Annotated in this window: 21 protein-coding genes; 11 read left to right on the forward strand and 10 right to left on the reverse strand. The window is 53.9% G+C overall.

Going from position 1 to position 24,938, the window contains the following annotated elements; genetic code table 11:
- Position 1 precedes the first annotated feature (1 nt).
- The 3 genes from dagF to FPZ45_RS12320 are packed head-to-tail and all read left to right on the forward strand — an operon-like array spanning position 2 to position 2,492.
- Positions 2-760, forward strand: coding sequence for a 2-dehydro-3-deoxy-phosphogluconate aldolase (dagF, locus tag FPZ45_RS12310; protein ID WP_144701843.1), 759 nt, complete (start codon positions 2-4; stop codon positions 758-760).
- Positions 753-1,769 (forward strand): sugar kinase, encoded by a 1,017-nt coding sequence (locus tag FPZ45_RS12315; RefSeq protein WP_144701845.1) that lies wholly within the window; start codon positions 753-755, stop codon positions 1,767-1,769. The genes dagF and FPZ45_RS12315 overlap by 8 nt, the downstream gene beginning before the upstream one ends.
- A 9-nt stretch (positions 1,770-1,778) precedes the next feature.
- Complete coding sequence (locus tag FPZ45_RS12320; RefSeq protein WP_144702617.1) at positions 1,779-2,492, forward strand: GntR family transcriptional regulator; 714 nt, start codon at positions 1,779-1,781, stop codon at positions 2,490-2,492.
- Between the two features lie 73 nt (positions 2,493-2,565).
- Here FPZ45_RS12320 and rpiA read toward each other — a convergent pair whose 3' ends face one another.
- Both rpiA and FPZ45_RS12330 read right to left on the reverse strand, forming a co-directional pair.
- A complete protein-coding gene (gene rpiA, locus FPZ45_RS12325; RefSeq protein ID WP_144701848.1) occupies positions 2,566-3,264 on the reverse strand; it encodes a ribose 5-phosphate isomerase A in 699 nt (232 codons plus the stop codon).
- Positions 3,265-3,351: 87 nt separating this feature from the next.
- A complete protein-coding gene (locus FPZ45_RS12330; protein ID WP_144701851.1) occupies positions 3,352-4,023 on the reverse strand; it encodes an aspartate/glutamate racemase family protein in 672 nt (223 codons plus the stop codon).
- A 142-nt stretch (positions 4,024-4,165) separates the two neighbouring features.
- On the opposite strand from FPZ45_RS12330, the gene FPZ45_RS12335 reads away from it, so the two are divergent.
- Entirely contained in the window at positions 4,166-5,047 is an 882-nt protein-coding gene (locus FPZ45_RS12335) for a pirin family protein (protein WP_144701853.1), read from the forward strand.
- A gap of 60 nt (positions 5,048-5,107) precedes the next feature.
- Here the strand turns inward: FPZ45_RS12335 and greA are convergent, their stop codons facing one another.
- On the reverse strand, positions 5,108-5,587 hold the full coding sequence (greA, locus tag FPZ45_RS12340; protein WP_144701856.1) for a transcription elongation factor GreA: 480 nt from the start codon (positions 5,585-5,587) through the stop codon (positions 5,108-5,110).
- A gap of 50 nt (positions 5,588-5,637) precedes the next feature.
- Positions 5,638-7,065 carry a MocR-like pyridoxine biosynthesis transcription factor PdxR gene (gene pdxR / locus FPZ45_RS12345; protein ID WP_144701859.1) on the reverse strand — a complete coding sequence of 476 codons (1,428 nt, stop codon included), beginning with the start codon at positions 7,063-7,065 and terminating at the stop codon, positions 5,638-5,640.
- A gap of 106 nt (positions 7,066-7,171) precedes the next feature.
- On the opposite strand from pdxR, the gene FPZ45_RS12350 reads away from it, so the two are divergent.
- Positions 7,172-7,723 carry a pyridoxamine 5'-phosphate oxidase family protein gene (locus FPZ45_RS12350; RefSeq protein ID WP_186438367.1) on the forward strand — a complete coding sequence of 184 codons (552 nt, stop codon included), beginning with the start codon at positions 7,172-7,174 and terminating at the stop codon, positions 7,721-7,723.
- Between the two features lie 65 nt (positions 7,724-7,788).
- Here the strand turns inward: FPZ45_RS12350 and FPZ45_RS12355 are convergent, their stop codons facing one another.
- The 6 genes from FPZ45_RS12355 to FPZ45_RS12380 all read right to left on the reverse strand — a co-directional run bounded on the left by FPZ45_RS12355 (position 7,789) and on the right by FPZ45_RS12380 (position 15,924).
- Positions 7,789-8,082 (reverse strand): response regulator transcription factor, encoded by a 294-nt coding sequence (locus FPZ45_RS12355; RefSeq protein WP_144701862.1) that lies wholly within the window; start codon positions 8,080-8,082, stop codon positions 7,789-7,791.
- 93 nt (positions 8,083-8,175) lie between these two features.
- Positions 8,176-9,171, reverse strand: a complete 996-nt coding sequence (locus FPZ45_RS12360) for a peroxiredoxin family protein (RefSeq protein WP_144701865.1) — start codon at positions 9,169-9,171, stop codon at positions 8,176-8,178.
- Positions 9,172-9,187: 16 nt separating this feature from the next.
- Positions 9,188-9,517 carry a chaperone CsaA gene (gene csaA, locus FPZ45_RS12365; protein WP_144701868.1) on the reverse strand — a complete coding sequence of 110 codons (330 nt, stop codon included), beginning with the start codon at positions 9,515-9,517 and terminating at the stop codon, positions 9,188-9,190.
- A gap of 101 nt (positions 9,518-9,618) precedes the next feature.
- The gene (locus FPZ45_RS12370) at positions 9,619-10,593 is read right to left on the reverse strand and encodes an aldo/keto reductase (protein WP_144701871.1); all 975 of its coding nucleotides are present in this window, start codon (positions 10,591-10,593) and stop codon (positions 9,619-9,621) included.
- A gap of 25 nt (positions 10,594-10,618) precedes the next feature.
- Entirely contained in the window at positions 10,619-11,689 is a 1,071-nt protein-coding gene (rlmN, locus tag FPZ45_RS12375) for a dual-specificity RNA methyltransferase RlmN (protein WP_144701874.1), read from the reverse strand.
- 191 nt (positions 11,690-11,880) lie between these two features.
- Complete coding sequence (locus tag FPZ45_RS12380; protein ID WP_186438368.1) at positions 11,881-15,924, reverse strand: S-layer homology domain-containing protein; 4,044 nt, start codon at positions 15,922-15,924, stop codon at positions 11,881-11,883.
- Positions 15,925-16,253: 329 nt separating this feature from the next.
- On the opposite strand from FPZ45_RS12380, the gene FPZ45_RS12385 reads away from it, so the two are divergent.
- The 6 genes from FPZ45_RS12385 (at position 16,254) to FPZ45_RS12410 (ending at position 24,895) form a co-directional block, all read left to right on the forward strand.
- Complete coding sequence (locus FPZ45_RS12385) at positions 16,254-17,231, forward strand: iron-hydroxamate ABC transporter substrate-binding protein (protein ID WP_144701880.1); 978 nt, start codon at positions 16,254-16,256, stop codon at positions 17,229-17,231.
- A 35-nt stretch (positions 17,232-17,266) separates the two neighbouring features.
- Positions 17,267-18,232, forward strand: a complete 966-nt coding sequence (locus FPZ45_RS12390; protein ID WP_144701883.1) for an iron-hydroxamate ABC transporter substrate-binding protein — start codon at positions 17,267-17,269, stop codon at positions 18,230-18,232.
- A 22-nt stretch (positions 18,233-18,254) separates the two neighbouring features.
- Positions 18,255-19,262 carry a FecCD family ABC transporter permease gene (locus FPZ45_RS12395; RefSeq protein ID WP_144701886.1) on the forward strand — a complete coding sequence of 336 codons (1,008 nt, stop codon included), beginning with the start codon at positions 18,255-18,257 and terminating at the stop codon, positions 19,260-19,262.
- Entirely contained in the window at positions 19,259-20,266 is a 1,008-nt protein-coding gene (locus FPZ45_RS12400) for a FecCD family ABC transporter permease (protein ID WP_144701889.1), read from the forward strand. The genes FPZ45_RS12395 and FPZ45_RS12400 overlap by 4 nt, the downstream gene beginning before the upstream one ends.
- Before the next feature lie 260 nt (positions 20,267-20,526).
- Positions 20,527-23,628, forward strand: a complete 3,102-nt coding sequence (locus FPZ45_RS12405; RefSeq protein ID WP_144701892.1) for an efflux RND transporter permease subunit — start codon at positions 20,527-20,529, stop codon at positions 23,626-23,628.
- A 34-nt stretch (positions 23,629-23,662) separates the two neighbouring features.
- Positions 23,663-24,895: an efflux RND transporter periplasmic adaptor subunit gene (locus FPZ45_RS12410; RefSeq protein WP_144701895.1), complete on the forward strand. Its 1,233-nt coding sequence runs from the start codon at positions 23,663-23,665 to the stop codon at positions 24,893-24,895.
- The last annotated feature ends 43 nt before the right edge of the window (positions 24,896-24,938 follow it).

Genomic DNA, 24,938 nt, shown 5'->3' on the forward strand with positions numbered 1-24,938 from the left:
CTTGTCGAACTTATTAAAGCGTTTGTACCGCAACCGCGTCGCCTTGAACGTATTGGCGCGCGATATCGAAAATGCCGTAGAAGTGTTCGAAGCCGCCGAAGGACATGTGGTCGTCGGCGTGCTGTCCAAGGATTACCCGACGGCTGAAGCCGCCGTAACGGCCATGCGTCAATACGGCCAAGCGATCGACGATGCCGTATCGATCGGACTCGGCGCCGGCGACAATCGCCAAGCGGCCGTCGTTGCGGAGATTGCCAAGCATTATCCGGGAAGCCATATCAATCAGGTTTTCCCGGCTGTAGGCGCAACCCGGGCCAACCTGGACGGGCGTGACGGCTGGATCAACGCGCTCGTGTCCCCGACCGGGCAGCCCGGATTCGTGAACGTTTCGACCGGACCCATCAGTGCGGCTGGACAGGAACAAGCCGTCGTCTCCGTTAAGTCCGCGATCGCGCTCGTCAGAGATATGGGCGGAAACGCGCTTAAATATTTCCCGATGAACGGTTTGAGCCGAGAAGACGAGCTTCGCGAAGTCGCCCGCGCTTGCGGCGAAGAAAACTTCGCGCTGGAACCTACGGGCGGCATCGACATGGACAACTTCGAAGCGATTGTGCGCATTTGCTTGGAGGCAGGCGTACCACAGGTCATCCCGCACGTCTACTCTTCGATTATCGACCCTAGCTCGGGCCGAACGAACGTAGCCGATGTCGAACGACTCCTCGCGATCATGAAAAAACTGGCGGAACGTTTCGATGGCTAAGCGAATCGCGGCGTTCGGCGAAGTCATGATGCGGTTGCAAGCGCCGGGGTACGATCTGCTGTCGCAAGCAAACACGCTGAGCTATTCTTTTTCCGGCACGGGAGTTAACGTCGCGGGGGCGCTTGCCCGTCTCGGACACGACAGCTATCTCGTCAGTTGCCTGCCTCCCAATCCGGTTGGGGACGCAGCGGCGGCTTCGCTGCGCAAGCTGGGCATCTCCCAATCGTTCGTCGCCAGAGGCGGCAAATATATGGGCATGTATTTCCTTGAGAACGGATTCGGCCCCCGTCCGAGCCGCGTAACGTATTCCAACCGGATGGAAAGCAGCTTTAATACGGCGCCCGAAGAAACTTACGATTTCGAGAGCATCGCCAAACAAGTCGACGCCGTCCATTTCTGCGGAATTACGCTGGCTATGAACGATGTCGTAAGGAACCATATGTTCCGCTTCGCATCGGCTGTCAAAGCCAATGGAGGCCACGTCGTTTTCGATTGCAATTATCGCCCTTCCTTGTGGGGCAACGACGGTTACGCGAAGGCCAAACCGTTCTACGAACGCATGCTGCGGCTTGCAGATATCGCGATGTTGAACGAACTGGACGCGATGCATATTCTCGGTCTGGCGTCCGAGAAGTCCGCGCGGGAAGATCTGCTGGCCGAACTCATTCCAGCCGTGGCCGACAGCTATGGCATTTCCGTCGCGGCGGGCACGCATCGATCCGTTAATCCGGATAATACGCATTCCTTGCGAGGTTATATGTATACGCAGCGGAATTTCTTCTTCTCGGATACGTTGACCTTTGCCGTTTATGATAGAATTGGGGCAGGAGACGCCTACGCGAGCGGAATTGTTCACGGAGAGTTCGAACGATTCGCGCCAGAGAAAACGGTTCGTTTCGCGGCCGCGGCAGCGATGCTTGCCCACACGACCGCAGGCGACACCCCCGTGTCCTCCGAAAACGAGATTCTCAAGGCCATGGAGCGATCGGCAGGGGATATAGAGAGGTAGAGGATGCAGTTGGCTTTGTCCCGCAATAAAAAGCCGTTATATATGCAGATCAGGAGCATTCTGAAAGACCGGATCCTTCACGGCGCATATCCTGTCGGAATGCTGATTCCTTCGGAGCCCCAGCTCGAGCAGGAATTCAACGTGAGTAAGATTACGGTTCGCAATGCGATTCAAGAACTTGTGCAAGAGGGCTATTTGGAGAAGGGCAGCGGCATAGGCACCAGGGTCATCCGCAATACGTCCGTTTCAAAACTGTCCAAAGGGAAAAGCTTTACGGAAATCCTCGTCGAGGAAGGACATCGCATTCGCAAAAAATTGCTGAAGTCCGAGACGATCGACAACGATCCCGGATCGGAGCCGTATCGACTGTTCGGTGCCCGATGCTTGCTTATACAGCGGCTTTATTATCTGGACGATGTCCCTTACATTTACTATTCGCACTACCTTACGACCAGGTCGGGAGATCTCGCGCCTGAGGATCTGGATGAACAGTCGCTGTACGGCTTATTGGAGGAACGCGACATTGGTCTCGTGGATTTTCGCGATCAATTCGAAGTTACCGCCGCTCCCGATGAAGTCGCGGAGCTGCTCGAGCTCGAGCCTCGGATGCCATTGCTGCGAAGATCCCGTTATTCCCGGGAGCCTTTCGGAGAGGTCGTCGAGTACAGTATCGGCTATTACAATACGGCGCTGCAGTCGTATCTTATCAATTACGACGCGTGATTGTTGGGTGCAAAAAACGGCTTTTGTCTCCCCTGACGGGAGAACAAAAGCCGTTTTTAAGATTTTAACAAAATCAGGTCGTCAGAATCTCCAAGTTATACCCCATGAACAGTCCGGATTCGATAACGCCCGGGATCGACTTGACTTCCTTCTCGTATCCATCCTCGATCTTATTGAAGCGCACGTCCAGAATGAGATTGCCCGCCTCGGTAATGACCGGTCCGTCCTTGGCCACCGCCATGCGTATCTGCACTTCCTTAGCGCCCAGTTTGGCCAGTTCGGTCTCGACCAGGTTAACCGCCCGCGGATCTACCTCGATCGGGGCCGCGAACTTCTCTCCGAGATGGGAGACGAACTTCGAGGAGTCGACCAGAATATAATTCTCGGGAGCGCTCTTCATGACGAGCTTCTCCGCGAACATCGCACCGCCGCGCCCTTTAATCAGGTTCTTGCGCGAGTCGACTTCATCCGCACCGTCGAAGTACCAGTCCGGACGCGCATTCAGCAGTGTCGAGGTGGGAAGTCCCATGATCGAACAGGTCATCGACACTTCATGCGAAGTCGGAATCGCCAATACGTTAAGCTTCTGCTCCTTCACTTTTTTGCTGATCGCAAGCAGCGCAAGGTATGACGTCGAACCCGAGCCGACGCCGATGACGTCCCCGTCCTTTACGCGCTCGGCGATCTTGGCCGCAACCGCTTCCTTCTGCTCTCTGTTGGATATTTCCTTGGTCCATTGCAATGTAGTCGCGATTTTATTTTCCCAGATCATGATAAACCTCGCTTCGATTGATTTGCGCTCGCATAACTGAGCCTTATTATACCATGATTAACCGCTTACTTTGAACAGGTACCTTCGTTATGCCGTCTCATGCCATAACAAAGTATCCATGCTCGAAATCAGGCTTTCGAGCGGATTTCCGATCGGGACGCCGGATTCCGCGGCTACCCGCCCGGCCGCTTCCGACATGGACAACTGGCCGACGGAGATACTCTTGCCCTCCCCTACTCCGACGAGCCTGCGCAAGCGATCCGACAACTCTCGGTTATGCTCATCTTTGTTCCCTTTCATAATCAGTTCGAACACGCCTTCGATGACAAGCGCTTCGACATCGGGCTTATGTCCATTCATCCGCGCGTATTCCCGCAGTCGCTTCATCGTCCCGTCGACGGTAGCCGGATTCGTAAAAAGCAATAGCTGAGGTTCGTCATAACGGCAAATATCGGCAAAAAATGGCTCGTCGATCTTCATGATCGGTACCGATGCCGTGAACGGATCATCTTGCATGACCGCGATGTAGTTCGTGCACGTAACGAGTATCGCATCGACGCCGGCATGCTCGATCCATTCGATCTGTTCCTTCACCCTGCGCCCGGCTTCGGCCAGACTAAAGTTCTCGTCCGATGAGATGCGGTACACGAGCGCGGGATCCACAAAATGAAGAAGCTCCGCCTCGCGGCCGGACAACGCTTGTTCAATGTATTCTATGTTGGAATAATGGGCGTGCAAACAGCCGATGCGTATGGTCATCCTTCCCCCGTCCCTTATCTTTTTTATCGATTCTAACATATTGACTAAGAAGGAGGGCGATACGCTTGACGAAATTCGATTTATGTTTTATCTTTAATTTAAGATTTATAAAATTAAGATTTATTGGAGGGAGAGATTACGCATGACGACATTTCGCGGAATCGAAGGTATTTTTCGTGGTGCCCCTGTTCATATGGTTGGCGACGGTTTCCGGGTATCCAACTATTTTCCTTCGGGACAAGATTTCGGAGCGCGGTTTAGCCCCTTTATCCTGATGGATTATAATGCCCCGTACGTTTTCCCGCCTTCGGAATCGGTTAAAGGAGTAGGCGCGCATCCCCATCGCGGCTTCGAGACGGTCACGATCGCTTACGAGGGACATATCGAGCATCACGACAATCACGGCAACCACGGCATTCTCGGCCCTGGCGACGTGCAATGGATGACCGCGGGCTCCGGCCTGCTTCACAAGGAATATCATGAACGGGAATTCTCGAAGAGGGGCGGCCTCTTTCAGATGATTCAGCTATGGGTCAACCTTCCCAGAGCGCATAAAATGCACCAGCCGAAATACCAAGAGCTGCTGAAAGAAAATATGGGGCGGGCGGAATTGCCGGACGGAGGCGGTACCGTGAGGATTATCGCCGGCGAATACGACGGAGTTCGAGGCCCGGCATCGACGTTCACTCCGATCCATCTCTTCGATATCGCGTTCAAGAACGGAGGTCAGGCGCGCTTCGAGCTGCCCTCTTCGTACAATTCGGCCGCGTTGGTGCTTCGGGGAACGGCGCAAATCAATGGGGGGACGACTGCCGGAGAGGGGGACTTCGTCCTGTTCCGGAACGAATCTGGAGAGGTCCTCATCGAAGGGCTCTCCGACGACGCGCTCGTGATCGTCTTAAGCGGCGAACCGATCGACGAGCCCGTCTTCATGCACGGTCCGTTCGTCATGAATAGCCGGGAGGAACTGGTCGAAGCTTTCCGCGATTTTCAAACGGGGAAAATGGGCGGAGCCGATTTCTGACGCCTAACAGAAAGGGATCAAGCAGAGAACTGAACTTCCCGCTTGATCCCTTTTTAATATTTATCCTGCCTTAATCTCCAACAACTCGTACTTCACGACGCCGACGGGCGCGTCCACGCTCACGATGTCGCCTAGGCGTTTGCCGATCAGCTCCTTGCCGAGCGGGCTTTCGTACGAGATTTTATTGTCCGTCACGTCCGCTTCGGCAGGTCCCACGATCCGATACTCGATCTTCTCGTCGAATTCGATGTCGTTAAGCACGACGGTCGAGCCCACTTGTACCTTGGAGTTGTCGATTTCGTTCTCGTCGACGACCCGGGCATTACGGAGCATCTTATCCAGCACGAGAATTCTCGTCTCCATGAACGCCTGATCGTCTTTGGCGGAATGGTATTCGCTGTTCTCCTTCAAGTCTCCATAGCTGATCGCGAGTTTGATGCGAGCGGCCAGTTCCTTGCGTTTCACGTATTTCAGGTCGTCAAGCTCGGCTTGTAATTTATCCAATCCTTCTTTGGTCAGAATCACTTCATCGTCGGGCATGGTTTACAGCTCCTATTTTCTTTCTTTATTCCATTGTACCTTATATCCGATCATGTTGCACTTTCGTGCCCGAACCACGATTGCCTTAATCTAAGGATGCCTTCTTCGATTGCGCCCTCGCTAAGCCCCCCAAATCCAAGCATGACGAAGGAACGGGGGCAGCTTTCCGGTTCGCACCAATAGCTTCTCGGGGAGTACACGTTTACGCCTCGCCGTGCCGCGAGCGCGATCAACTCGCTGCTGTCCCGGCCGTGGATATCGAGCAGCAAATGCAGACCCGCCTTGTGCCCGATAATCCCGACCCGGCTCCCCAAATGCCGATGCACGGCATTCAGAAGCGCTCGGTGCCGGCCTTGATACAGCTTTCTCATTTTACGGACATGTCTTTCGAAGTGCCCTTCTTTCATAAACATGAGCATCGCTTGCTGCAGCAACGGCGATACCGATTGGCTGTAAGGCTCGAGCCGCGTCAGGAAATCGCCGGCCAGTCGTTCGGGAAGCACGAAGTAACCCAGCCGCATCGCCGGCAGGAACGACTTCGAGAACGTCCCCAGATAGACGACCCTGTCGCGGGAATCCATCGCCTTCAAAGCCGGAATCGGCTGCCCCTGATAACGGAATTCGCTGTCGTAATCGTCCTCGAGGATCATCGCGTCCTCGTCCGCCGCCCATTGCAGCAGCCGAGCCCGCTTGTGGACGGGCAGAATGCCTCCGATAGGGAATTGGTGGGACGGGGTAAGATAGACGGCCCCCGCGCCGCTTCTCTGGACAGCCTCCACGTTCAGCCCGTCCGCTTCAATCGGAATCGGAATGATATCGCGGTCATGGTTGACCAGCACCGTCCTCACCCCGTCGTAGCCGGGGTCCTCAATCGCGACCCGCTTCGCCAGCGGCAACAATTGGCACAACAAACCAATGGCTTGCTGCGTACCTCCGGCAAGGAAGATCTGCTCCGGAGAGCAATAGATGCCACGGGAGGCGTACAAATACCGCGCAATCTCGTAACGAAGCTCCGGGTTTCCCTGCAAGTCGCCATAACCGAGTATTTGACGCAAATCGCCTCCTAGCGCGTCCGACATGCATTTTTTCCAAACCGCAAGCGGGAACTTCTCCAACGCGACGTCCCCGTATCGGAAGTCGATCTCCGCGGCGTTCTTCCCCGAGGTCATCTTCGGAGCCGTCGCGGACGGTCCTCTAACCGGAACGCCGGATTTCTCCCCCATTACCGGCTCGACCCGCAGAACGCGTAGCCCGCTTCGCGGCTTGCTATGCACGTAACCCTCGGCAACCAACTGTTGATAGGCAATCTCGACCGTATTTTTGCTTACGTGCAAGTACGAAGAGAGCTCCCGGATCGACGGCAGTTTGTCGTCGAACGCCAACTTGCCGGATTCGATCTGCTGCCTAATATACGCATAAAGCTGTAGGTAAACGGGAATGCCGCTTTCCCTATCCAACAAAGGCGATAATCCGCTCATTGCCCCTCCATCTGACCCCTAGGAATGATAAAAATCTGTCACTTTCAACAGTGACAGACGATCTGTACAATGAGCTTACCATAGATTACCCGAGGAGAGATAGCCCATGTATCCCATGCGAATGTTTAAGCTTGAGTGCAAGGATCAAGACCGAATACACACGTTTCTCGAACAGGCAAGAACCGGATTTCTCGGCTTGTCCGCGGACGATTCCCCTTATGTCGTCCCATTGAATTACGTCTGGTCGAAAGGTTTCGTCTACTTTCACGGTGCCTCCGAAGGTCGCAAGGTCGACGCGATGCGGCGCAATACCCGCGCGTGTTTCTCCGTATGCGAGGACCTTGGCACGATCTCCGCCGTCGTTCCGGCCCACACGGACACTGCGTATATGAGTGTCATGGTCTTCGGCAACGTCGAGCCGGTATCCGATCCCCGAGAAGCGACCGAGGCCATGCAAAGCATGCTCGACAAATATGTGCCGGGATACTACGATCAGCCTTTGTCCCAAAGCCATGTCGAGAAATACATCTCCTCGCTCGGCAGCAAGACAAGCGTGTTCAAGCTCGTGCCGAATTCGATTACCGCAAAGATGAACGAAACGCCAGAAGAAAGCCGGTTATTCTACCCTGGGAAAACGCTGCGCGACGAGCGGGCGTAAATCGGCATAGGCGCCAATGAAAATCGGCAACCGCATGACGCCGGTTGCCGATCCGTTTTTTCTTTTTAAAGCGCGAGAGCTAGCTTTTTGTCCGTTTGCATGCTGTGGCAAACGATGAATTGCTCGACAACCATGGACAGTAGTTCTCTCGTTGAGCTCGCGCTCGTTTTTTCCTGAATTTTAGCGATATGGTTTTTTACCGTTTTCTCCGATATGCACAATTCACCCGCCAGGCGTTTGTTGCTGTATCCGTATTTCGAAAGGCAGTACACGATTTCCTGCTCCCGCGCTGTTAATCCGTGCAGTTGGGCGAAATAGGCTACGATGTCCAACAAATACGAAGACTCATGCTGCATCATCAATTCGGCACCTCAATATTCGTTATGATCGCTTATGCGTGGAGAATAATATCCTACTTGGAAATAATAACATATAAATACGAAATGTAGTGGCTAAGAATTTCGCGTTTTCGCGGCTTTCGTCATGTCGTCGTAACTGATGGCTCCCAAATACCGGTTTTTCACCTTCCCGGACGGATCGATAATATAGGTCGTCGGAAATGCGGTAACCCCATACTGCTTCAACACATCGCCTTGCGGGTCGAGCGCGATTGGAAAGCTCATCCCGCCCACGCCCGCGTACTTTTCCACGACGGCGGCGGATCTCTCTTGGCTGGTTGCGTTTACGGAAATCACGACGATATCCCCGTCTTTATTGTTCTGATAGAACTTCTCCACATGCGGCATCTCCGCCTGACAAACCCGGCACCATGTCGCCCAGAAATTCATGACGATTGTCTTTCCCCGGTAATCGGACAGACGGACTGAATTTCCGTTCAAATCCGTCAGTTCGAAATCGGGAGCGGACTGCTCGCTGCGAACATTCCGAGACGTCGTCGGGCCAAGCACCGTGTAGACGACCATCGCTGCGACAAGCAGCGTCCCTAGAGCCTGAGCCGCTCTTCTTGGCGACGGACTAAGCAGCGCCGCCAATAATATGATGGCCGCAATGAATCCCGCATAATCCAAGTTACCTGCCGAGCTGCTTAACACGAGGTGAGCCAGCAACGCGGCCGATGCCATACCGGCTCCCCAGATCGTTGCTGCAGCCGCCGATCGGCGAATCCCCTCTTTTCTATAGCTTCGCAAGAAAATAAACCCGAGCGACGATGCCGAAGCAAGCCAGATCCCCTTCACTCCGCCGCTGAAGAACAGAAGCGAGAGCGGATGGGCGACAACGGCCGCAGGATCAAGCAGAAGCAGACTCGCCTTCCAGACGGCAATCCATAGGAAGACGGCATTCCACGCATCGGATACGAGCCTTGCCCGATCCGCGTATTCCCTAAGCCGAAACCGTAAGGCAAGAACGCCGATCATTCCCGCCGCAACATAAACCAACAATTCGATATTCAGAACGAACGTGCCGAGCTGCAGATTAGGCAGAGGCATGAGGCTCCCCCCTTGATTATGCGATAGGAGTTCCGTTATTCACCGGGCGATCCGGCTGCAGCAGCACGACGTCATCTTCCTCGGGAACCGCCCCGAGAACGAGCACTTCGGATTTGAAACCGGCAATTTTCCTAGGTGGGAAGTTGACGACCGCAGCGACTTGTTTGCCAATGAGCGTCTCCGGCTCGTATCTACGCGTAATCTGCGCCGATGAAGCTTTAACCCCCAAATCTCCGAAATCGATTTGCAGTTTAATCGCCGGTTTTCTGGCCTCGGGGAACGGCTCTGCACGCACGATCGTACCGATACGTATATCCAATGTCATAAAATCCTCTATTGTTGCCATATTAAATAAATCCTCCAATGTACTTTTAAAGCGCTATCATTTAGCTCTCTGAGAGAAGACGAGGACAGAAAATCGTTCCTCCTCCACCCCCACCGGACGGCTTAGGACAACCGATACGTCGCGAACGGCTTTCCGTAGCGGAACGGCTCGCTGATCGTATCGAGCTCTTCCAGCGTACCGGCATCTAACGCAAGTTCAACGCTCCGCAAATTGTCGTCCATCTGTTCGACGCGCGTCGCTCCCACGATTACGGTCGATACCGCCGGCCTTCCCATCAGCCACGCCAGCGAAAGTGCACTCGGGGTCGCGTCGAAAGCCGAGGCCAGCTTGCCGACCTGCGCGCCAAGCGCTACGTTCCGATCTTCCAGGAATCGGGCGAATCCAGGGTCCGTTTGCGCTCTGGAACCGTCCGGCGCCTTATTCTCGGAGCCGTATTTGCCGGTCAGAATCCCTCCCGCGAGCGGGAAATAAGGAATGATTCCTACCCCTTGATCTAGACAAAACGGGACGAGCTCGTTCTCGGGGGTACGGTCGGCCAGCGAGTAGCTCGTCTGCGTAGAGACGTAACGGCAATATCCTCTCAGCTCGCTGATCCCTAGCGCCTTCATGATCTCCCATGCCGCATAGTTGGAAGCACCGACATAGCGGACTTTGCCGGAACTGACGAAATCGTCCAGCGTGCGCAGCGTCTCCTCCAGCGGCGTATTCGGATCGAACGTATGGATCTGATACAGATCGACGTAATCCGTCCGAAGACGGCGTAGGCTGTCCTCCAGCTCCCGCTGCAGGTGAAATCTGGAAGAACCGCGCCCGTTGGGCCCTTGGTCCTTCACCAGGCCCGCCTTCGTTGCCAGGACGGCGTTGTGCCTCCGCCCTTCAAGCGCCAGCCCGATGATCCGCTCTGATTCCGTCCCCGCGTATATATTCGCCGTATCGATAAAATTGATTCCGTTATCCATAGCGTAGTGCACGATACGGATAGAAGTTTCCTGATCGGCCCGCTTCCCGAAAGCATTGGTGCCAAGTCCCAATTGCGAGACTTCAAGCCCGCTAGCTCCTAGACGGCGATACTTCATCTGTCGTCCCCCTCCGCAACGTTATTCAGCTTGACACGGCTTCCTTCTTAACTTGTTTGCTTCTCAACTGTCCGCAAGCGGCGTCAATGTCGGTTCCATGCTCCAGACGTACGCTGCAGCTCACTCCTTGCTTTTTCAGCGTATCGTAAAACTCGCTTACCGTCGTCCGGGCAGTCCTCTGGTACTGGCTATGCTCGTCGACCGGATTGTACGGAATCAGATTGACGTTCACGAGCGGTCGTCTGTCGCCGATCAGCTCGGCAAGCTCGAGAGCATGCTCTCTTTGGTCGTTGATATCCTTCAGCAGAATGTACTCGAGAGTAATTCTGCGTTTCGTCTTCTCCAGGTAATAATCGATTGCTTTCATCAGCTTCGCGATCGGAATCGCCTTGTTGATCTTCATGATCCGCGTTCGCAATTCATCGTTCGGCGCATGGAGGGAAATTGCCAGATTGACCCTCAGGTCGTCGTCGGTGAACTCGTATATTTTGTCCGCCAGCCCGCTGGTCGACACCGTAATGCGTCTCCCCGCGATGGCAAGCCCCTTCTGATCTTTAATGACGTGCAAGAAATTCACCAGGTTGACGTAGTTGTCGAACGGCTCTCCAATACCCATCACCACCAGATGGCTAACCGCTTCCCCTTTGCCCGCCTTGTCCAGATAATGCTGCACGTTCATAACTTGCTCCACGATCTCCCCGCTGGATAGATCACGGCTCTTCTTTAGCAGCCCGCTCGCGCAAAAGCTGCAGCCGATATTGCATCCCACCTGCGTCGTCACGCAGACGGATAAGCCGAACTTATGCCGCATCAGCACCGTCTCGATCAGGTTGCCGTCTTTCAAACGAAACAGAAACTTGACGGTCCCGTCCACCGACTCTTGTTTCGTATGCTCGGTCTGCGTATGCATGACGAAATGCTCTTCCAATAAGCTCAAGCAATCCGGATTGACCCCGGTCATCTCGGAGAAGTCCGTCGCCCGCTTGCGGTATAGCCATTCCCAGACTATGGCCGCCCGGGATTTCTTATGTCCTCGTTCCATCAGCCAGTCGGTCAATTGATCGAACGTCAGTCCGTAGATCGATTCTTTATTCATGCCTAACCCTCATTTCACTAGAAGCCGGAGCTTGCGATCTTGCTCCTATTTTCCCAGAAACGACTTGGATTAACAAGGCATCATTGCTTGTAACGGAAAATAGAAAGAAATCATGCGGCGACGGTCATGCGTAAAGCCCGGCCCCCCTCGTCTTGTCCGTTTCAAGGGGCCGGGCTTTTGCTTATATGTGATTATTTACTGTGAAGCGAGGCTTCATGGTCATGTGAAGCTTCCTCGATATGGCCGAACGCCCAATGGCTGCTAGACACATCCTTCCACGAAGGCTTCGCGGAGTTTTTCAGAGGTTCTCTCTTCAAGATGCGGTTGATCGTTGCCACTGCTTCCGCGCGAGTCAGCGTTTTGTCTGGTTGGAATTTTCCGTCCGGCATTCCTTGCATGATACCGGCCTTGCCGACAAGCGAGATATAGCCTGCGGCCCAGTGCCCTTGAGCATCCGAGTAGCCGGACTCGGCTTTTCCTTCAAGCTTAAGCCAGCGAGCGGTGATCGCCGCCATTTCTCCTCGCGTGATCGTCTTGTCGGGACCGAACGAACCGTTATTGAAGCCGGTCATTAATCCCGTGGATTGCGCATGTTGGATAACCGAACGCGCCCAATAGGTGCCGGAAACGTCCGTATACTTGATCGCTTGGGAAGGCTGGTCTGCTCCCGGCCCTACGCGAGCCAGAAGCGCGGCCATCTCTGCCCTAGAGATGCCTTGATCCGGTTTGAACGTTCCATCGGCAAAGCCCGCGATGTAGCCTTTATGCATTTCGGACGTTTGCGTGTTCTCCGACACGTTCCCCAACTGAACAATCGTAAACGTACTGAACTTGGTAATTCTGAACGTGATGCCCTTGCTGCCGTCTTCAAGCGTGACGATTTTTCCTTTAACCAATTCCTTTTCTCCGTCGTCATGTTCGATGAACACACTGAGATTGTCGAGGAATCGTTGCAGCTTGACCGAATCGCTCGGCAACTCGGCTGCAGGTATCGGAAGCGTAATATCGACCGCACGGCTGCTCAGGTTCGTTTCGATCGTCATCGGCCTGCCGACGATTTCAACCTCGTTGCTCCCAGCCACGCGTCGTACCGCTTCTTCCGTTCTCGCCCGTTGTTCGACTTCCTTGCGTTTGGACTGTTCTTTGATCGGTACGACGCGGAAATAGAGATCATCGCCGACTCCTTGCAAAGACGCGGCAGGTATGGAAATTCGTCCGTTAACGGTTACGATCTCCAGGTTGATGCCTCCATCCGCGAACGCCTTGAGGGCGTCTTTCGAAATACGGATGTCGGTCTGGGACACCTCATCTTTCGTATCCGGCAGAACGATTCTGGCCGTATCCGATCCGGCCTCTTTTAATTTGGCGACCGCTTCCTTGGCGTTCTCTAGCGTCAACGTTACTTCGTCGCGTTTCGTACCGTCGTTCGCCTTCGTTCTATTGATCGTTACCGAGGTAACGGCGTTGCTTCCCTTACCCTCCACCGGAACTCTAATGATTTCGGTAGCCGGCGCACCTCCGCCTCCCGAAGATGACGACGTTGTAACGGTCAACTTGTAAACGGAGGTCGTCATCCCGTCTTTGGCCGTTACTTTAACGTAAGCCGTAGCCGTGCCCGTTGTCAGGGCTAAGGTCCGATCCGTGATTTCCTGAGTGCAAGCCTCATCGCTGTACAGCTTCCAGCTTGCGGACGGGTTGACCGCGAGATCGACCGTAACCGAGGACGTTCCGCTGGACACTTGGGCCGAGATCGTTCCGCCTGCAATGACAGCGCCGGTAGGCGCGGTTACGGTTTGCACGACGCGAGGCATCAGCTTCGGATAATCGTTGCCTTCGTTGATCACCCAGATCGTATTGAAATCCCAGTTCTCGAAAGTCGCTTGGGTTTGCAGCTCGGATGTCGTTCTCGGGCTTCCTTTGCCCGAATTGTCCGACTGTGAAGTCGTGTCGCTATTGTAATAGGAATGATTGACTTTACCGCCGTTTGCTTGGCCGATTAATCCGCCCGTATTGCCCGTTCCCTCAACGCTTCCCGATACGAAAGTCTTCGAGACGACGGAACCGTTGACTTGGCCGGCCAAGCCTCCCGTATAATCACCGCCGGAGACGTCTCCGAGCGCGTAGCTGTTCTCGATCGTCGTGTTATCGGCCCGTCCAACCAGAATTCCGGTATAATCGCCGCCGTTCACTTCGGCGTTCTCCAAGCCCACGTTGCGAATGACCGCCCGATCGGTATGTCCGAATAATCCGACGTCGTCGGCGCCCGGCCGATCGATCGTCATATTCCGAATAACGAAGCCGTCTCCGTTGAACGTTCCCTTAAACGGCGAAGTCTGATCGCCAATCGGCTTCCAACCGTCCCCGTTCGAATAGTCGCTAAGGTCGATGTCTCCCGTCAAAACGAAATGCTTGTCCAACTCGTATTTCATGTCCGCGAGTTGCTCGGCCGTATCGATCCGGTAAGGATCACCGGCTGTCCCCGTGCCTCCGGCGAACGAGGGTGCCCATTCGATCTCGTATACAACGATCGATCCGTCCGCCGATTTGACCGCCAGCTTATCTCCCGGCCTTAGATACTCCGCGGGCGCTTTGCCGGTAACGGTGTTGAATTGCGTCTCGTTAGTTACGTTCGTTCCGGAAGGAATGACCTTCCAATCGGAATGTTCGTTCTTGGTTAAGTTTTTCAGGAAGCTTTCAACCGTTACCCCGAGTTTAATCACGCTCTCGTCGGAGGAAATGGTCGTTCGATCATTATCTACGTTGTAACGCGTATCTACGGTTCCGATCGCCGCTTCGCTGGCGGCGAACAGAGCGGTAACCGTCAAGTCGGCGCTTGCGTCGTCCGTTCTGGTGGCGGTTTGTTTGCCGTCGCTCCAGCCGATAAACCGGAAGCCCGCATCCGGCACGGCTGTCACCGGCGTCCCCGTCTCGCTCGTCTCCAAATCTTGCACAAGCGTTCCTACAAGCGTTCCGTTAGCGGACGGCAGGTAAGTAAGCACGTTTTTCTGAGTCACGGTAAAGTTGCTCGAATCGGACGAAATATCGCCTGCTTTGTTCCGCGCCTCGATCGTAATCGTCCTATTATCAGGAGGATTGTTGGACGAATTATGATAGGTGACTAATCTTGCGACCTTCTCTACGACGGCGTCGTCAACGTAGTTGCCGAATACTCTGACGTTGTCGATGTAGAGAGAAGCCCCTACCGCCAAACCGCCCGTTCTGTCGTACGAACCGGTAACGAAGCGGAATTGATAAGTGCCATTCGCGGGAATCACGCCCGGAGCGGTCGTCCACGGCTGATTGCCGCCGCGACCGTACATCAATTCGGTATAGTTGTTCGTTTCCAGGTTATATAAGAAACCGTATACCTCGTAATCGTCATCAATAAGAGACGCCTTCCAATCAAACGCCAGCGTGTCGCCGGCCAGCGCATAGAATGGAGTGCTGATCGCCTCTGGACCAAAGGTCGTTCCGTAAGAAGGTTTACCGTTGTTGTTTACGCTAAGAGTACCGCTGAAAAAAAGCCGCAACGCGTGATTCTCGCCTTCCGTAACGATCTGCGAACGATAAACGTTGCTGTACGTGGCGGCTGTCACCGACAGCGGTCTTTCATCTCCCTCGTATCCCCACGCCGGGTGTTGTGTGGAAATATAGTTAACATCCGTCGTAAAAGAATAACCTGGCCCCGTAACCGTATACGGTCCGCTCCCGCTAATCGTGACGGGCCTGCCTTGCGTCTTCGAGGCTAGCGGTCCCATAATCACCGGCGCTCTATTAATGGTCCAGCCTGTATCGCTGCCGCCGTTATCCTCGAAGTTGCCGTTAACGAGCGGCGTGGAGAAATCGATCTGCAAATTCCGCCCCTGCTGACCATCCGAGATTTTGTTGATCGTCCCGATCTGTTTGGTCGACACTCCATCGCCTAAATAAACTGCCGTACCAACGCTCGTTACGACACCGGCTTCGATCGAAGGGAACTCCGACTGCACCAGTGCGAGCGTCTCGTCGGTAGAACTGTTAAGAACTCCGAATTTAACGTAGCTGTCGTCATACGACCCCCCGCCGGTAATCTGTACCCCCGGAGCGACAAGCGCCGTTTCCCTTTCCATATAATTACCCAACGAGTCCCAACCCGTTATGGTCGGAGCCGCGGCATTGGCAGTCTTTCCCGGAAACCATCCGATCAGCAAAGCTAGACATAGAATGGCCGATAGGAGTTTCTTGCTTGTTTTCATGTAAGTTCCTCCCGAGTGAAATAGATATAAAGTCATGCATTTCGATCAGGAAATCATTCTACTTCGACAGCACTAAACATTTTATAAACATTTTCGACTTTTCTTATAGGTATTAAGTTATAAGCCAAGCTTAAATGATTAACGCGACAAAAAAGATTCTCAGAACAATTAGCCCTCATGAGCTTATCTATTGACAGTCATTACGCTTGCCAGTACAATGATCTTTGTGATTATGATAATCATTCTCAATTAAGAGAGTGAAAACAACGGCTTATTTCGGCCGAATTTACAAAGAGAAGCACGTTCGTGCTAAGGGAGAGAGTCATTTCGTGAAAAAACTGTTCATGCCCGCCATCCTGATCCTAACTTTGTCTCTGATGCTCAGCGCATGCGGCGGTAAGACCAATAACGCCGACGGTACAAGTCCGTCCGTGCAGCCAACTTCGCCGGAATCGGCGTCCCCCTCCGCTTCCGCCGATTCGGAATCCGGAACGTTCGTCTACCAGTCCGAGGACGGGCCTGTCGAGGTTCCGAAAAACCCGCAGCGCGTCGTCGTCATTACCCGCTTTTTGACCGGGAACGTTATGGCGCTTGGCGTGCCGGTCGTCGGCGTGGACGAAATGTCCAAGGAGAACCCGCGGTTCGAAGAACAATTGAAGGACGTCGAGGCGGTAACGGACGAAAGCGTCGAGAAGATTATCGAACTGGAACCCGATCTGATCATCGGACTTTCGAATATCAACAACGTCGACAAATTCAAACAGATCGCTCCGACCGTTACTTATACTTACGGCAAAGTCGATTACTTAACGCAACAGCTTGAGATCGGCAAACTGCTGAACAAAGAGAAGGAAGCGCAAGCGTGGATCGACGACTTCAAAGCGCGCGTTCAAAAAGCAGGGGAGGAAATCAAAGCGAAGATCGGCGCGGACGCGACCGTCTCCGTTATCGAAACGTTCAATAAACAGCTCTACGTCTACGGAGATAACTTCGGACGCGGTACGGAAATTCTCTATGACGGGGGATTTGGACTCGCCAAGCCGGAGAAGGTGGCTGAAGCGACGAAGAAAGACGGCTACTTCGCCGTATCGCAAGAAGTTCTGAAAGATTACTTCGGCGACTATGTCATTTTCAGCAAAAACACAGACGAGGACAACTCGTTCCAGACGACCGAAACGTACAAGAACATCCCTGCAGTTCAGAATAACCGCGTATTCGAGGCTAACGCCAAAGCGTTCTATTTCAACGATCCGCTGAGCATGGATTATCAACTTGATTTCTTCATACATAGCTTCCTCGGCAAATAACACATGCAAGTTATGAGAGTTAGGAGATTTCGCACATGAAAAAGTTATTTATCCCAATGGCCTTGGTTCTTGTTCTTCTGCTTAGCGCATGCGGAGACAAAAAGAATAACTCGGGCAGCCCTTCCGCCCAGCCGTCCACGGCCGTTCCGTCCGAATCGGCTTCCCCTTCGGATTCGGCGGCTCCGGAAACCGGCACAATCACGTACCAATCCGAGAACGGTCCGGTCGAAGTGCCCGCAAATCCGCAGCGCGTCGTCGTACTTTCTTCGTTCGCCGGTAACGTGATGTCGCTAGGCGTTCCTCTCGTCGGCGTGGACGATTGGACCAAAAAGAACCCTCGGATCGAGGAGAAGCTGAAGGACGTACAGTCGGTGAGCGACGAAAGTCTCGAAAAAATCATCGAGCTCGATCCCGATCTCATTATCGGGCTTTCCAATACCAAGAATATCAACAAGCTGAACGAGATCGCCCCGACCATCACGTTCACGTACGGTAAGCTAGACTATTTAACGCAACACCTGGAGATCGGCAAGCTCCTCAACAAGGAAAAAGAAGCCCAAGCGTGGGTCGACGACTTCAAAGCCCGGGCAGCCAAAGCAGGCGATGAAATTAAGGCGAAGATCGGCGCGGACAGCACCGTGTCGGTTATCGAGACCGCCGGCAAGCAATTGTACGTCTTCGGGGATCACTGGGCGCGCGGAACGGAGATTCTATATCAAGAAATGAAGCTGTCCATGCCGGACAAAGTCAAGGAAATGGTGCTTAAGGACGGCTATTACGCCCTCTCTTCGGAAGTGGTGTCCGACTATATGGGCGACTACGTGATCTTTAGCAAAGACTCCGATGCGGACAATTCGTTCCAAGCGACCGAGAGCTACAAGAACATCCCGGCCGTCAAGAACGATCGCGTTTACGAAGTCGATGCGAAAGGGTTTTATTTTAACGACCCGCTGACTTTGGATTATCAATTGGATTTCTTTATTAAAAGTTTTCTAGGTTAAATGAACGGAAGATGAGATCACAATGACGAATAAACGACGTTCTGTCCCGTTTGCCTACAAGCTCGCTGGCAGCTTGATCGTATTGGTCTTGAGCTTCGTAGTCGCCATGGTATTCGGCGCAGCCGATACCTCGTTCCACGATCTATGGCTGGCGCTTACCTCCCAAGATAAGGGGGACAAAGTTCTCGTGCTGCGCGAAATCCGGCTGCCGCGCGAGCTGGCCGCGATGCTGATCGGCGCCGCTTTCGCCGTATCCGGCGCCATCATGCAAGGGGTTACCCGCAACCCGCTCGCCGATCCGGGATTGCTTGGCCTGACTTCCGGGGCTAACATGGCCCTCGCTCTGGCTTTCGTATTCATACCGGGTCTGAACTATTTCGGTATTATGATCGCTTGCTTTATCGGGGCTGCCCTGGGAGCGACCTTGGTGATCGTTCTCGGCGCCTTGCGCCAAGGAAGCTTGTCTCCTATTCGAATCGTGCTTGCCGGAGCTGCGGTCTCCGCCTTCCTGTACGCCATCTCCGAGGGCGTCAGCATCGTCTTTCGGATTTCCAAGGACGTCTCGATGTGGACGGCCGGTGGACTGATCGGCACGACGTGGGGGCAGCTCCAGGCGATCTCTCCGATCATTCTCGTCGGAATCGCGATCGCTTTGTTCCTTTCCAACCAAGTGACGATTCTTAGCTTAAGCGATGAAGTGGCAACCGGTCTCGGACAAAAGCTGGTTGTCATGAAAGGGGTCATGTTCGTTCTTGTCGTCTTCCTGACCGGTGCATCGGTCGCGCTTGTCGGAAACATCGCTTTCGTCGGGCTGATGATTCCGCACATCGTCCGGATGATCGTGGGCACCGATTACAAGCATGTACTCCCCATTTCGGTAACTACGGGAGCCGCGTTCATGCTGCTCGCCGACACGCTCGGTCGCACGATTAACGCGCCTTACGAGACGCCGATGGTAGCCATCGTAGCCATGCTTGGCTTGCCCTTCTTCCTGTTCGTCGTGCGCAAAGGAGGCAAAGCGCTCACATGACCCTATCCAGTCTCGTTAGAAAACAACGTTTAATTTTGCTCGTTTGCTTAGGACTCATCGTACTGACGGCCATTGCGAGCATGGGGCTGGGATACGCCTCGCTATCCTTCGACAGGCTGTTCCCTGTACTGTTCGGGGACGGCACCTTCAAGGAGAATTTCATTCTATACTCCGTAAGGATGCCGCGTATATTGATCACGCTCCTGTCGGGAATGGCGCTCGCCTTGTCTGGCTCCATCCTGCAAAGCGTTACCCGCAACGATCTGGCCGACCCCGGCATCATCGGCATCAATTCCGGCGCCGGTGTAGCGATCGCGGTATTCTTTCTGTACTTCCCGATCAAAGTCGGCACGTTCGTGTATGCCCTTCCGCTTGTCGCGTTCATCGGGGCGCTCGTTACGGCCTTGCTGATCTATGTTTTCTCTTACAGCCGGACGCGCGGGCTTAACCCGATCCGCCTCGTGCTCGTAGGGGTCGGATTCTCGCTGGCCTTGTCGGGAATCATGATCGTCATTATATCGTCCGCGGAACGGGAGAAAGTCGATTTTATCGCCAAGTGGATCGCAGGCAATATCTGGGGAGCGGATTGGCCGTTTATTTGGGCCTTACTGCCGTGGGTAGCCTTGCTCATTCCTTTCGCGTTATTAAAGTCGGTCAGGCTGAACATCCTCAGTTTGAGCGAAGCCTCGGCGATCGGCGTAGGGCTCAAGCTGGAGCGCGAACGCATCGTTCTGATCATGACCGCCGTCGCCTCGGCCGCTGCCGCCGTCTCCGTCACGGGCGGCATCGCCTTCGTCGGGCTGATGGCTCCGCATATCGCCAAGGCACTCGTCGGTCCGCGCAACCAGCTGTTCATTCCCGTCGCCGTCCTGCTCGGCGGCTGGCTGCTGCTTCTCGCCGACACGATCGGCCGCAATCTCGCCGATCCTACCGGAATTCCCGCTGGCGTCATGGTCTCTCTGATCGGAGTACCTTATTTCGCTTACTTGCTGCTCAAGAAATAAACGACACGAAATCGCCCGTCTTACGGCCTCCATTGCGGAATGCCGAGACGGGCGATTTCGTGTTTTTTGACGTAACCGAAATACATCATTAGCGCATAATTGCTAACGGACCTCGGAGCCTACCCGCCAACCGCGAAGCCCGGACTTAAGTCTAGGCAGGATTCCGCCGTAGGAAGGTTTTGGATAATGTCTCTTCCCTATAGAATGAGAGAGGGTTAGAGTGAAAGTAGCGTTCAATATACATAGGAGTGGAACGTTGAATGATCAAAATGACGCAATTTGCCATGAAGAACGTGGCGGCCATCATGATTCTCATGATTTTGCTGCTGTTTGGCGGAATGTACTCCACGAGTACGCTAAAAGTCGAGAGCATGCCGGATATCTCGTTCCCCGTAGTCATGGTCAGTACCCCCTACAAGGCGCCTCCAACGGATGTCTTGGATAAGGTAACCAAGCCGCTGGAAAAATCGCTGGCGAACATGAAGGGATTAAAGAACCTCACTTCCACGTCTAGCGACAATTTTTCCACGATCATTGTGGAGCTTACGCAAGGGACGAAACTGGACGACGCCAAGAAGGATATCGAAAGCCTGATTGCGAACGTTAAAATTCCGGATAGTGCGGAAAAGCCTAAGGTCATGACGTTCGGCTTCGCCTCTCAGCCGGTCTACTATTCCTCGATTTACGGGGAAGAAGGCATGAATCAGGCGGAGCTCGACAATCTTTTCAAAAACGTGATCGAACCCGGGTTGAACTCTATCCCCGGTCTCGACCATATCGATGCGATCGGGAACCAGGAAGCCAAGCTGAACATTCGGCTGGATGCCCGCGCGTTGGGGAACTACGGTTTGTCGGTATCCCAGGTGGTATCGGAAATCCAGTCCAATTTGACCTCGAGTCCCGCAGGTTCGGTTAAATTTAACGGCAGCACGGAAATGGTCCGGGTCACCGGCGAAATGAACACCATCTACAATTTGGACCGAATGCTAATCGGGACGCCGCGAGGCGAATCGATTGAGCTGAGCCAAATCGCGAAGGTAGAATCGATCAGCGAATCTTCCTTCTACGCCCGTCTGGACGGCAGGCCGGCGATTGGGCTTCATCTCTACAAGACAAAAGACGCAAACGCGGTGGAGTTCGGTGACGCCGTGCAGAAGCAAATCGCGAATTGGGAAACGACGCTGCCCGGTGTCAGTTTCCATGAAATTTTCACCGATTCGAAGGAAATTAAGAAATCGATTAACGGCATGGTCAAGGAAGGCGCGCTTGGTGCCCTTCTCGCATCGCTAATGATCCTGGTGTTCCTGCGCAATATCCGGATGACATTTATCGTGCTGATCTCGATCCCGCTGTCTATTTTGCTGACGCTGCTCTTGATGGCGCCTCTCGGTGTTACGCTGAACATCATGACCCTTGGCGGTCTCGCGATCGCAGTGGGCCGGGTCGTGGACGACAGTATCGTCGTCATCGAGAATGTATACAGCCGGCTGGCTAAAGCGCAGGAACGGGGGGAATCGGTCATCCTGCTGGCGACCAAGCAGGTTTCAGCGGCGATTACCTCCTCAACGCTGACGACCGTGGGCGTGTTTGCTCCGATCGGATTCGTCGGCGGCGTGGTCGGCGAAGTGTTCCGGCCGTTCGCGCTTACGCTCGCATGCGCTTTGATGGCGTCTCTTCTAGTAGCGCTGACCGTCATCCCGATGCTGGCCAAATTGCTCGTCATAAAGAGCACGAAAATACCGCACCATGACGAGAATCATGTAGGTAAGTTTGCGATGCAGTATAAGAAAATTTTGGCAGCTTCGTTGAACCACAAAATGAAGACGTTGTTGGCTGCCGGCCTTTTGTTCATCTTATCCGTAGTGCTAATCGTTCCGAGGCTGGCGTCCGAATTTATGCCGGCCAGCGAATCCGATAAAAAAATGTACTTCATGATCGAGATGCCGAAGGAAACTTCGCTGGAAGCCATGGATGCTAAAATGAAGGAAATCGAATCCATGCTCATGAATGCGAAGGACGCAACCGGAAATCCTCAATTTATTTTCGTAGAATCGCTTGTCGGGTACAACTTCTCGAATGATGCCGTACCTTACAATTCGGCGATGTTTACCGAGGTTGCCGGCGATGCCAACGCGAGCGTGGTATTGAAGGAATATCAGGAAAAAATTCGATATGAGCTTCCGCAAAAATCCAAAGTCGACGGGTCCCTCATCTCGTTCGGCGGTGGCGGTGGCGGAGGAGCGAACTTCTCCTATTCGCTCAAGGGCGATGATTTGCTGCTACTGAAGCAGGCGGCAGCGACAATTCAAGAAGAGATGAAGAAATTCCCCGAGCTGAGCGAAGTCAAGGATTCCTTGGGTGAAACCAAGATGGAAGTCAAAGTGCTCGTCAACCAGAACAAAGCGCAGCTTTACGGCATGAGCACGGGGCAGGTGCTGGGAGCCGCGGCGGAGTGGATCGGCAAGCGGGATCTCGGCGACATGAAGTTCGACAACGTCATGTACAAAACCACGATCGAAATGGATCAAGCCTATAAGGATTCGCTGGAAAAGCTGGAGAACATTCCGATCCAAACGCCAACCGGCGAGCAAATCCGTTTGGCTGATATCGCGAGTGTACGCCATATCGATTCTCCGGTTTCGATCGCCCGCGAGAAAGAGCAACAGGTTGTGAACGTAACCGCCAAAATCGAAGGCAAGGACAAAGGCGGCATCAGCGCCAAGGTGCAAGCAGCGCTGGATCAGGTCGAGCTTCCGTCCGGTGTGGGCCGGGATGTGACCGGGGTATCGGACGATATCAACGAGAGCTTCGGCCAAATGTTCGTAGCGATGGGAGCCTCCATCTTTATCGTGTATCTGATCATGGTTCTTGCCTTCGGCAACGCAGGCGCGCCGTTCGCCATCCTGTTCTCGCTGCCGCTGGCTGTGATCGGTGGTTTGCTCGGGCTGTTTGTGACCGGGGAGTCTCTCAATGTAACCTCCCTGATCGGCTTCCTCATGCTGATCGGTATTGTCGTAACGAATGCCATCGTGCTCATCGATCGCGTACAGCAGCTTCGCGAGGATGGCTATGAAGTGCGCGATGCGCTGATCGAGGCTGGTATGAACCGGCTACGGCCAATCATTATGACGGCAGGGGCTACGATATTCGCCCTCTTGCCGCTAGGGCTGGGCATGTCGGAAGGCACGCTCATTTCCAAAGGCTTGGCAGTCGTTGTCATCGGCGGCCTGATTACATCCACCTTGCTGACTCTGGTCGTCGTACCGATCGTCTATGAAACCATTCATTCTATTAAAATGTGGACGGGACGTCTGTTCCGCAGAAAGACAAAGCAGGCGGACGCTCCAACGATCGCAAGCTAGGATGAAGATAGACTTAAATAAAGGAGATTACCGTATGAGCATTTCGAACTCGAACAAACGTGTCAAAAGACGTGCAAGGACGGTTAGCATCGCCGTCGTTCTGGCCGCTGGGATTGCCGTAATCGCGGGCTGCTCCTCCCAGCCGAAAACCGAAGGCGCGGCGGAAACGGCAGCGAATGCCAACCAAGTAGCGGCCAAAACCGTGAAGGTGGCGGAAATCGCCAAGATACAAATTGCCGAGCCTCTCGAGCAGGTTGCCGATGTACTTGCTTCAGCTCAAGTACACATTGTGGCCAAAGCGGGAGCCGACGTACAGCAGATCATGAAAAAACGCGGAGAGACGGTCAAGGCAGGGGATGTAATCGTGGCGCTGGACGACACGGACGCTCTCCTGCAGCAAGAGCAGTCTCTGCTGTCTCGCGAAAGCGCTGCGTTGTCGCTTGAAACCGGGCGGAAGCAGTGGGAGTCGAATTTGGCTAAGATGGAGCTGGCACTGTCGGAAGCGACTAAGAACTACAACAAGATGAAGAATGATTACGACGCGGGACTGGTCGGGAAATCGGAGCTGAATCAGGCGGAAACGGCTTATACGACGGCGAAAAGCGATTTGGCGCTGCTTAAGGAAACGGGAGTGGCCGGACTGGAAATGCAGTTAAAGGCTTCGCAATTGTCAGTTGTTTTGTCGGAACGCGCGCTGGCGAACTATGAGATCAAGGCGCCCATCAGCGGCGTGTTGTCCGAGCTGACCGTGCAGGAAGGGATGACGATTAGCCCAGGCTTCGCCATCGGCGAAATTCTGCAAATCGATCCAATCAAAGTAAAGACGTTGCTGTCGGCTCAAGCGGCGAATGCGGCGCGGGGCAAAACGCAATTGCAATTTTATGTGCCAGGCAGCAGCAGCATGTACACCGGCAAAGTAACTTACTTCGCCGATGTGGTCGATACGCAAACGAACGCTTATGAATTGAATCTGTCGATTGCCAATCCGGACAAGGCGTTAAAGCCGGGCATGAAGGTGCAGGTTCGTCTGACCGAGGCGGCGGAGGAGCAGGTTGTAGCCATACCGACGCTCAGCATCGTTCGGGAAGGCGCAGACAGCTACGTCTTCGTGCTGAACGGAGATAAGGCTGAGAAACGCAAGGTTGAACTGGGCCGCTTGAATGAGCTGAATCAGGAAATTATTTCTGGCGTCAAAGCTGGAGAAAAGCTGATCGTATCGGGGCAGCATCAATTGTCGGATGGAGAACAAGTGAACGTTGCTAATTAATATTTGCGAGAAAATGCCATTATACTGAAATGATTTTCGGAGG

It is taken from the genome of Cohnella terricola (assembly GCF_007786475.1).
Classification (GTDB): Bacteria; Bacillota; Bacilli; order Paenibacillales; family Paenibacillaceae; genus Cohnella; species Cohnella terricola.

Coding starts and splice junctions, on each gene's coding strand:
- FPZ45_RS12330 (WP_144701851.1), bottom strand. CDS start 4,023: ATGACCATACGCATCGGCTGTTTGCACGCCCATTATTCCAACATAGAA.
- pdxR (WP_144701859.1), bottom strand. CDS start 7,065: ATGAGCGGATTATCGCCTTTGTTGGATAGGGAAAGCGGCATTCCCGTT.
- FPZ45_RS12400 (WP_144701889.1), top strand. CDS start 19,259: ATGACCCTATCCAGTCTCGTTAGAAAACAACGTTTAATTTTGCTCGTT.
- FPZ45_RS12360 (WP_144701865.1), bottom strand. CDS start 9,171: ATGCCTCTGCCTAATCTGCAGCTCGGCACGTTCGTTCTGAATATCGAA.
- FPZ45_RS12350 (WP_186438367.1), top strand. CDS start 7,172: ATGTATCCCATGCGAATGTTTAAGCTTGAGTGCAAGGATCAAGACCGA.
- FPZ45_RS12370 (WP_144701871.1), bottom strand. CDS start 10,593: ATGAAGTATCGCCGTCTAGGAGCTAGCGGGCTTGAAGTCTCGCAATTG.
- FPZ45_RS12410 (WP_144701895.1), top strand. CDS start 23,663: ATGAGCATTTCGAACTCGAACAAACGTGTCAAAAGACGTGCAAGGACG.
- FPZ45_RS12335 (WP_144701853.1), top strand. CDS start 4,166: ATGACGACATTTCGCGGAATCGAAGGTATTTTTCGTGGTGCCCCTGTT.
- FPZ45_RS12355 (WP_144701862.1), bottom strand. CDS start 8,082: ATGATGCAGCATGAGTCTTCGTATTTGTTGGACATCGTAGCCTATTTC.
- rpiA (WP_144701848.1), bottom strand. CDS start 3,264: ATGATCTGGGAAAATAAAATCGCGACTACATTGCAATGGACCAAGGAA.
- FPZ45_RS12380 (WP_186438368.1), bottom strand. CDS start 15,924: ATGAAAACAAGCAAGAAACTCCTATCGGCCATTCTATGTCTAGCTTTG.
- FPZ45_RS12390 (WP_144701883.1), top strand. CDS start 17,267: ATGAAAAAGTTATTTATCCCAATGGCCTTGGTTCTTGTTCTTCTGCTT.
- FPZ45_RS12405 (WP_144701892.1), top strand. CDS start 20,527: ATGATCAAAATGACGCAATTTGCCATGAAGAACGTGGCGGCCATCATG.
- greA (WP_144701856.1), bottom strand. CDS start 5,587: ATGCCCGACGATGAAGTGATTCTGACCAAAGAAGGATTGGATAAATTA.
- FPZ45_RS12395 (WP_144701886.1), top strand. CDS start 18,255: ATGACGAATAAACGACGTTCTGTCCCGTTTGCCTACAAGCTCGCTGGC.
- rlmN (WP_144701874.1), bottom strand. CDS start 11,689: ATGAATAAAGAATCGATCTACGGACTGACGTTCGATCAATTGACCGAC.
- FPZ45_RS12315 (WP_144701845.1), top strand. CDS start 753: ATGGCTAAGCGAATCGCGGCGTTCGGCGAAGTCATGATGCGGTTGCAA.
- csaA (WP_144701868.1), bottom strand. CDS start 9,517: ATGGCAACAATAGAGGATTTTATGACATTGGATATACGTATCGGTACG.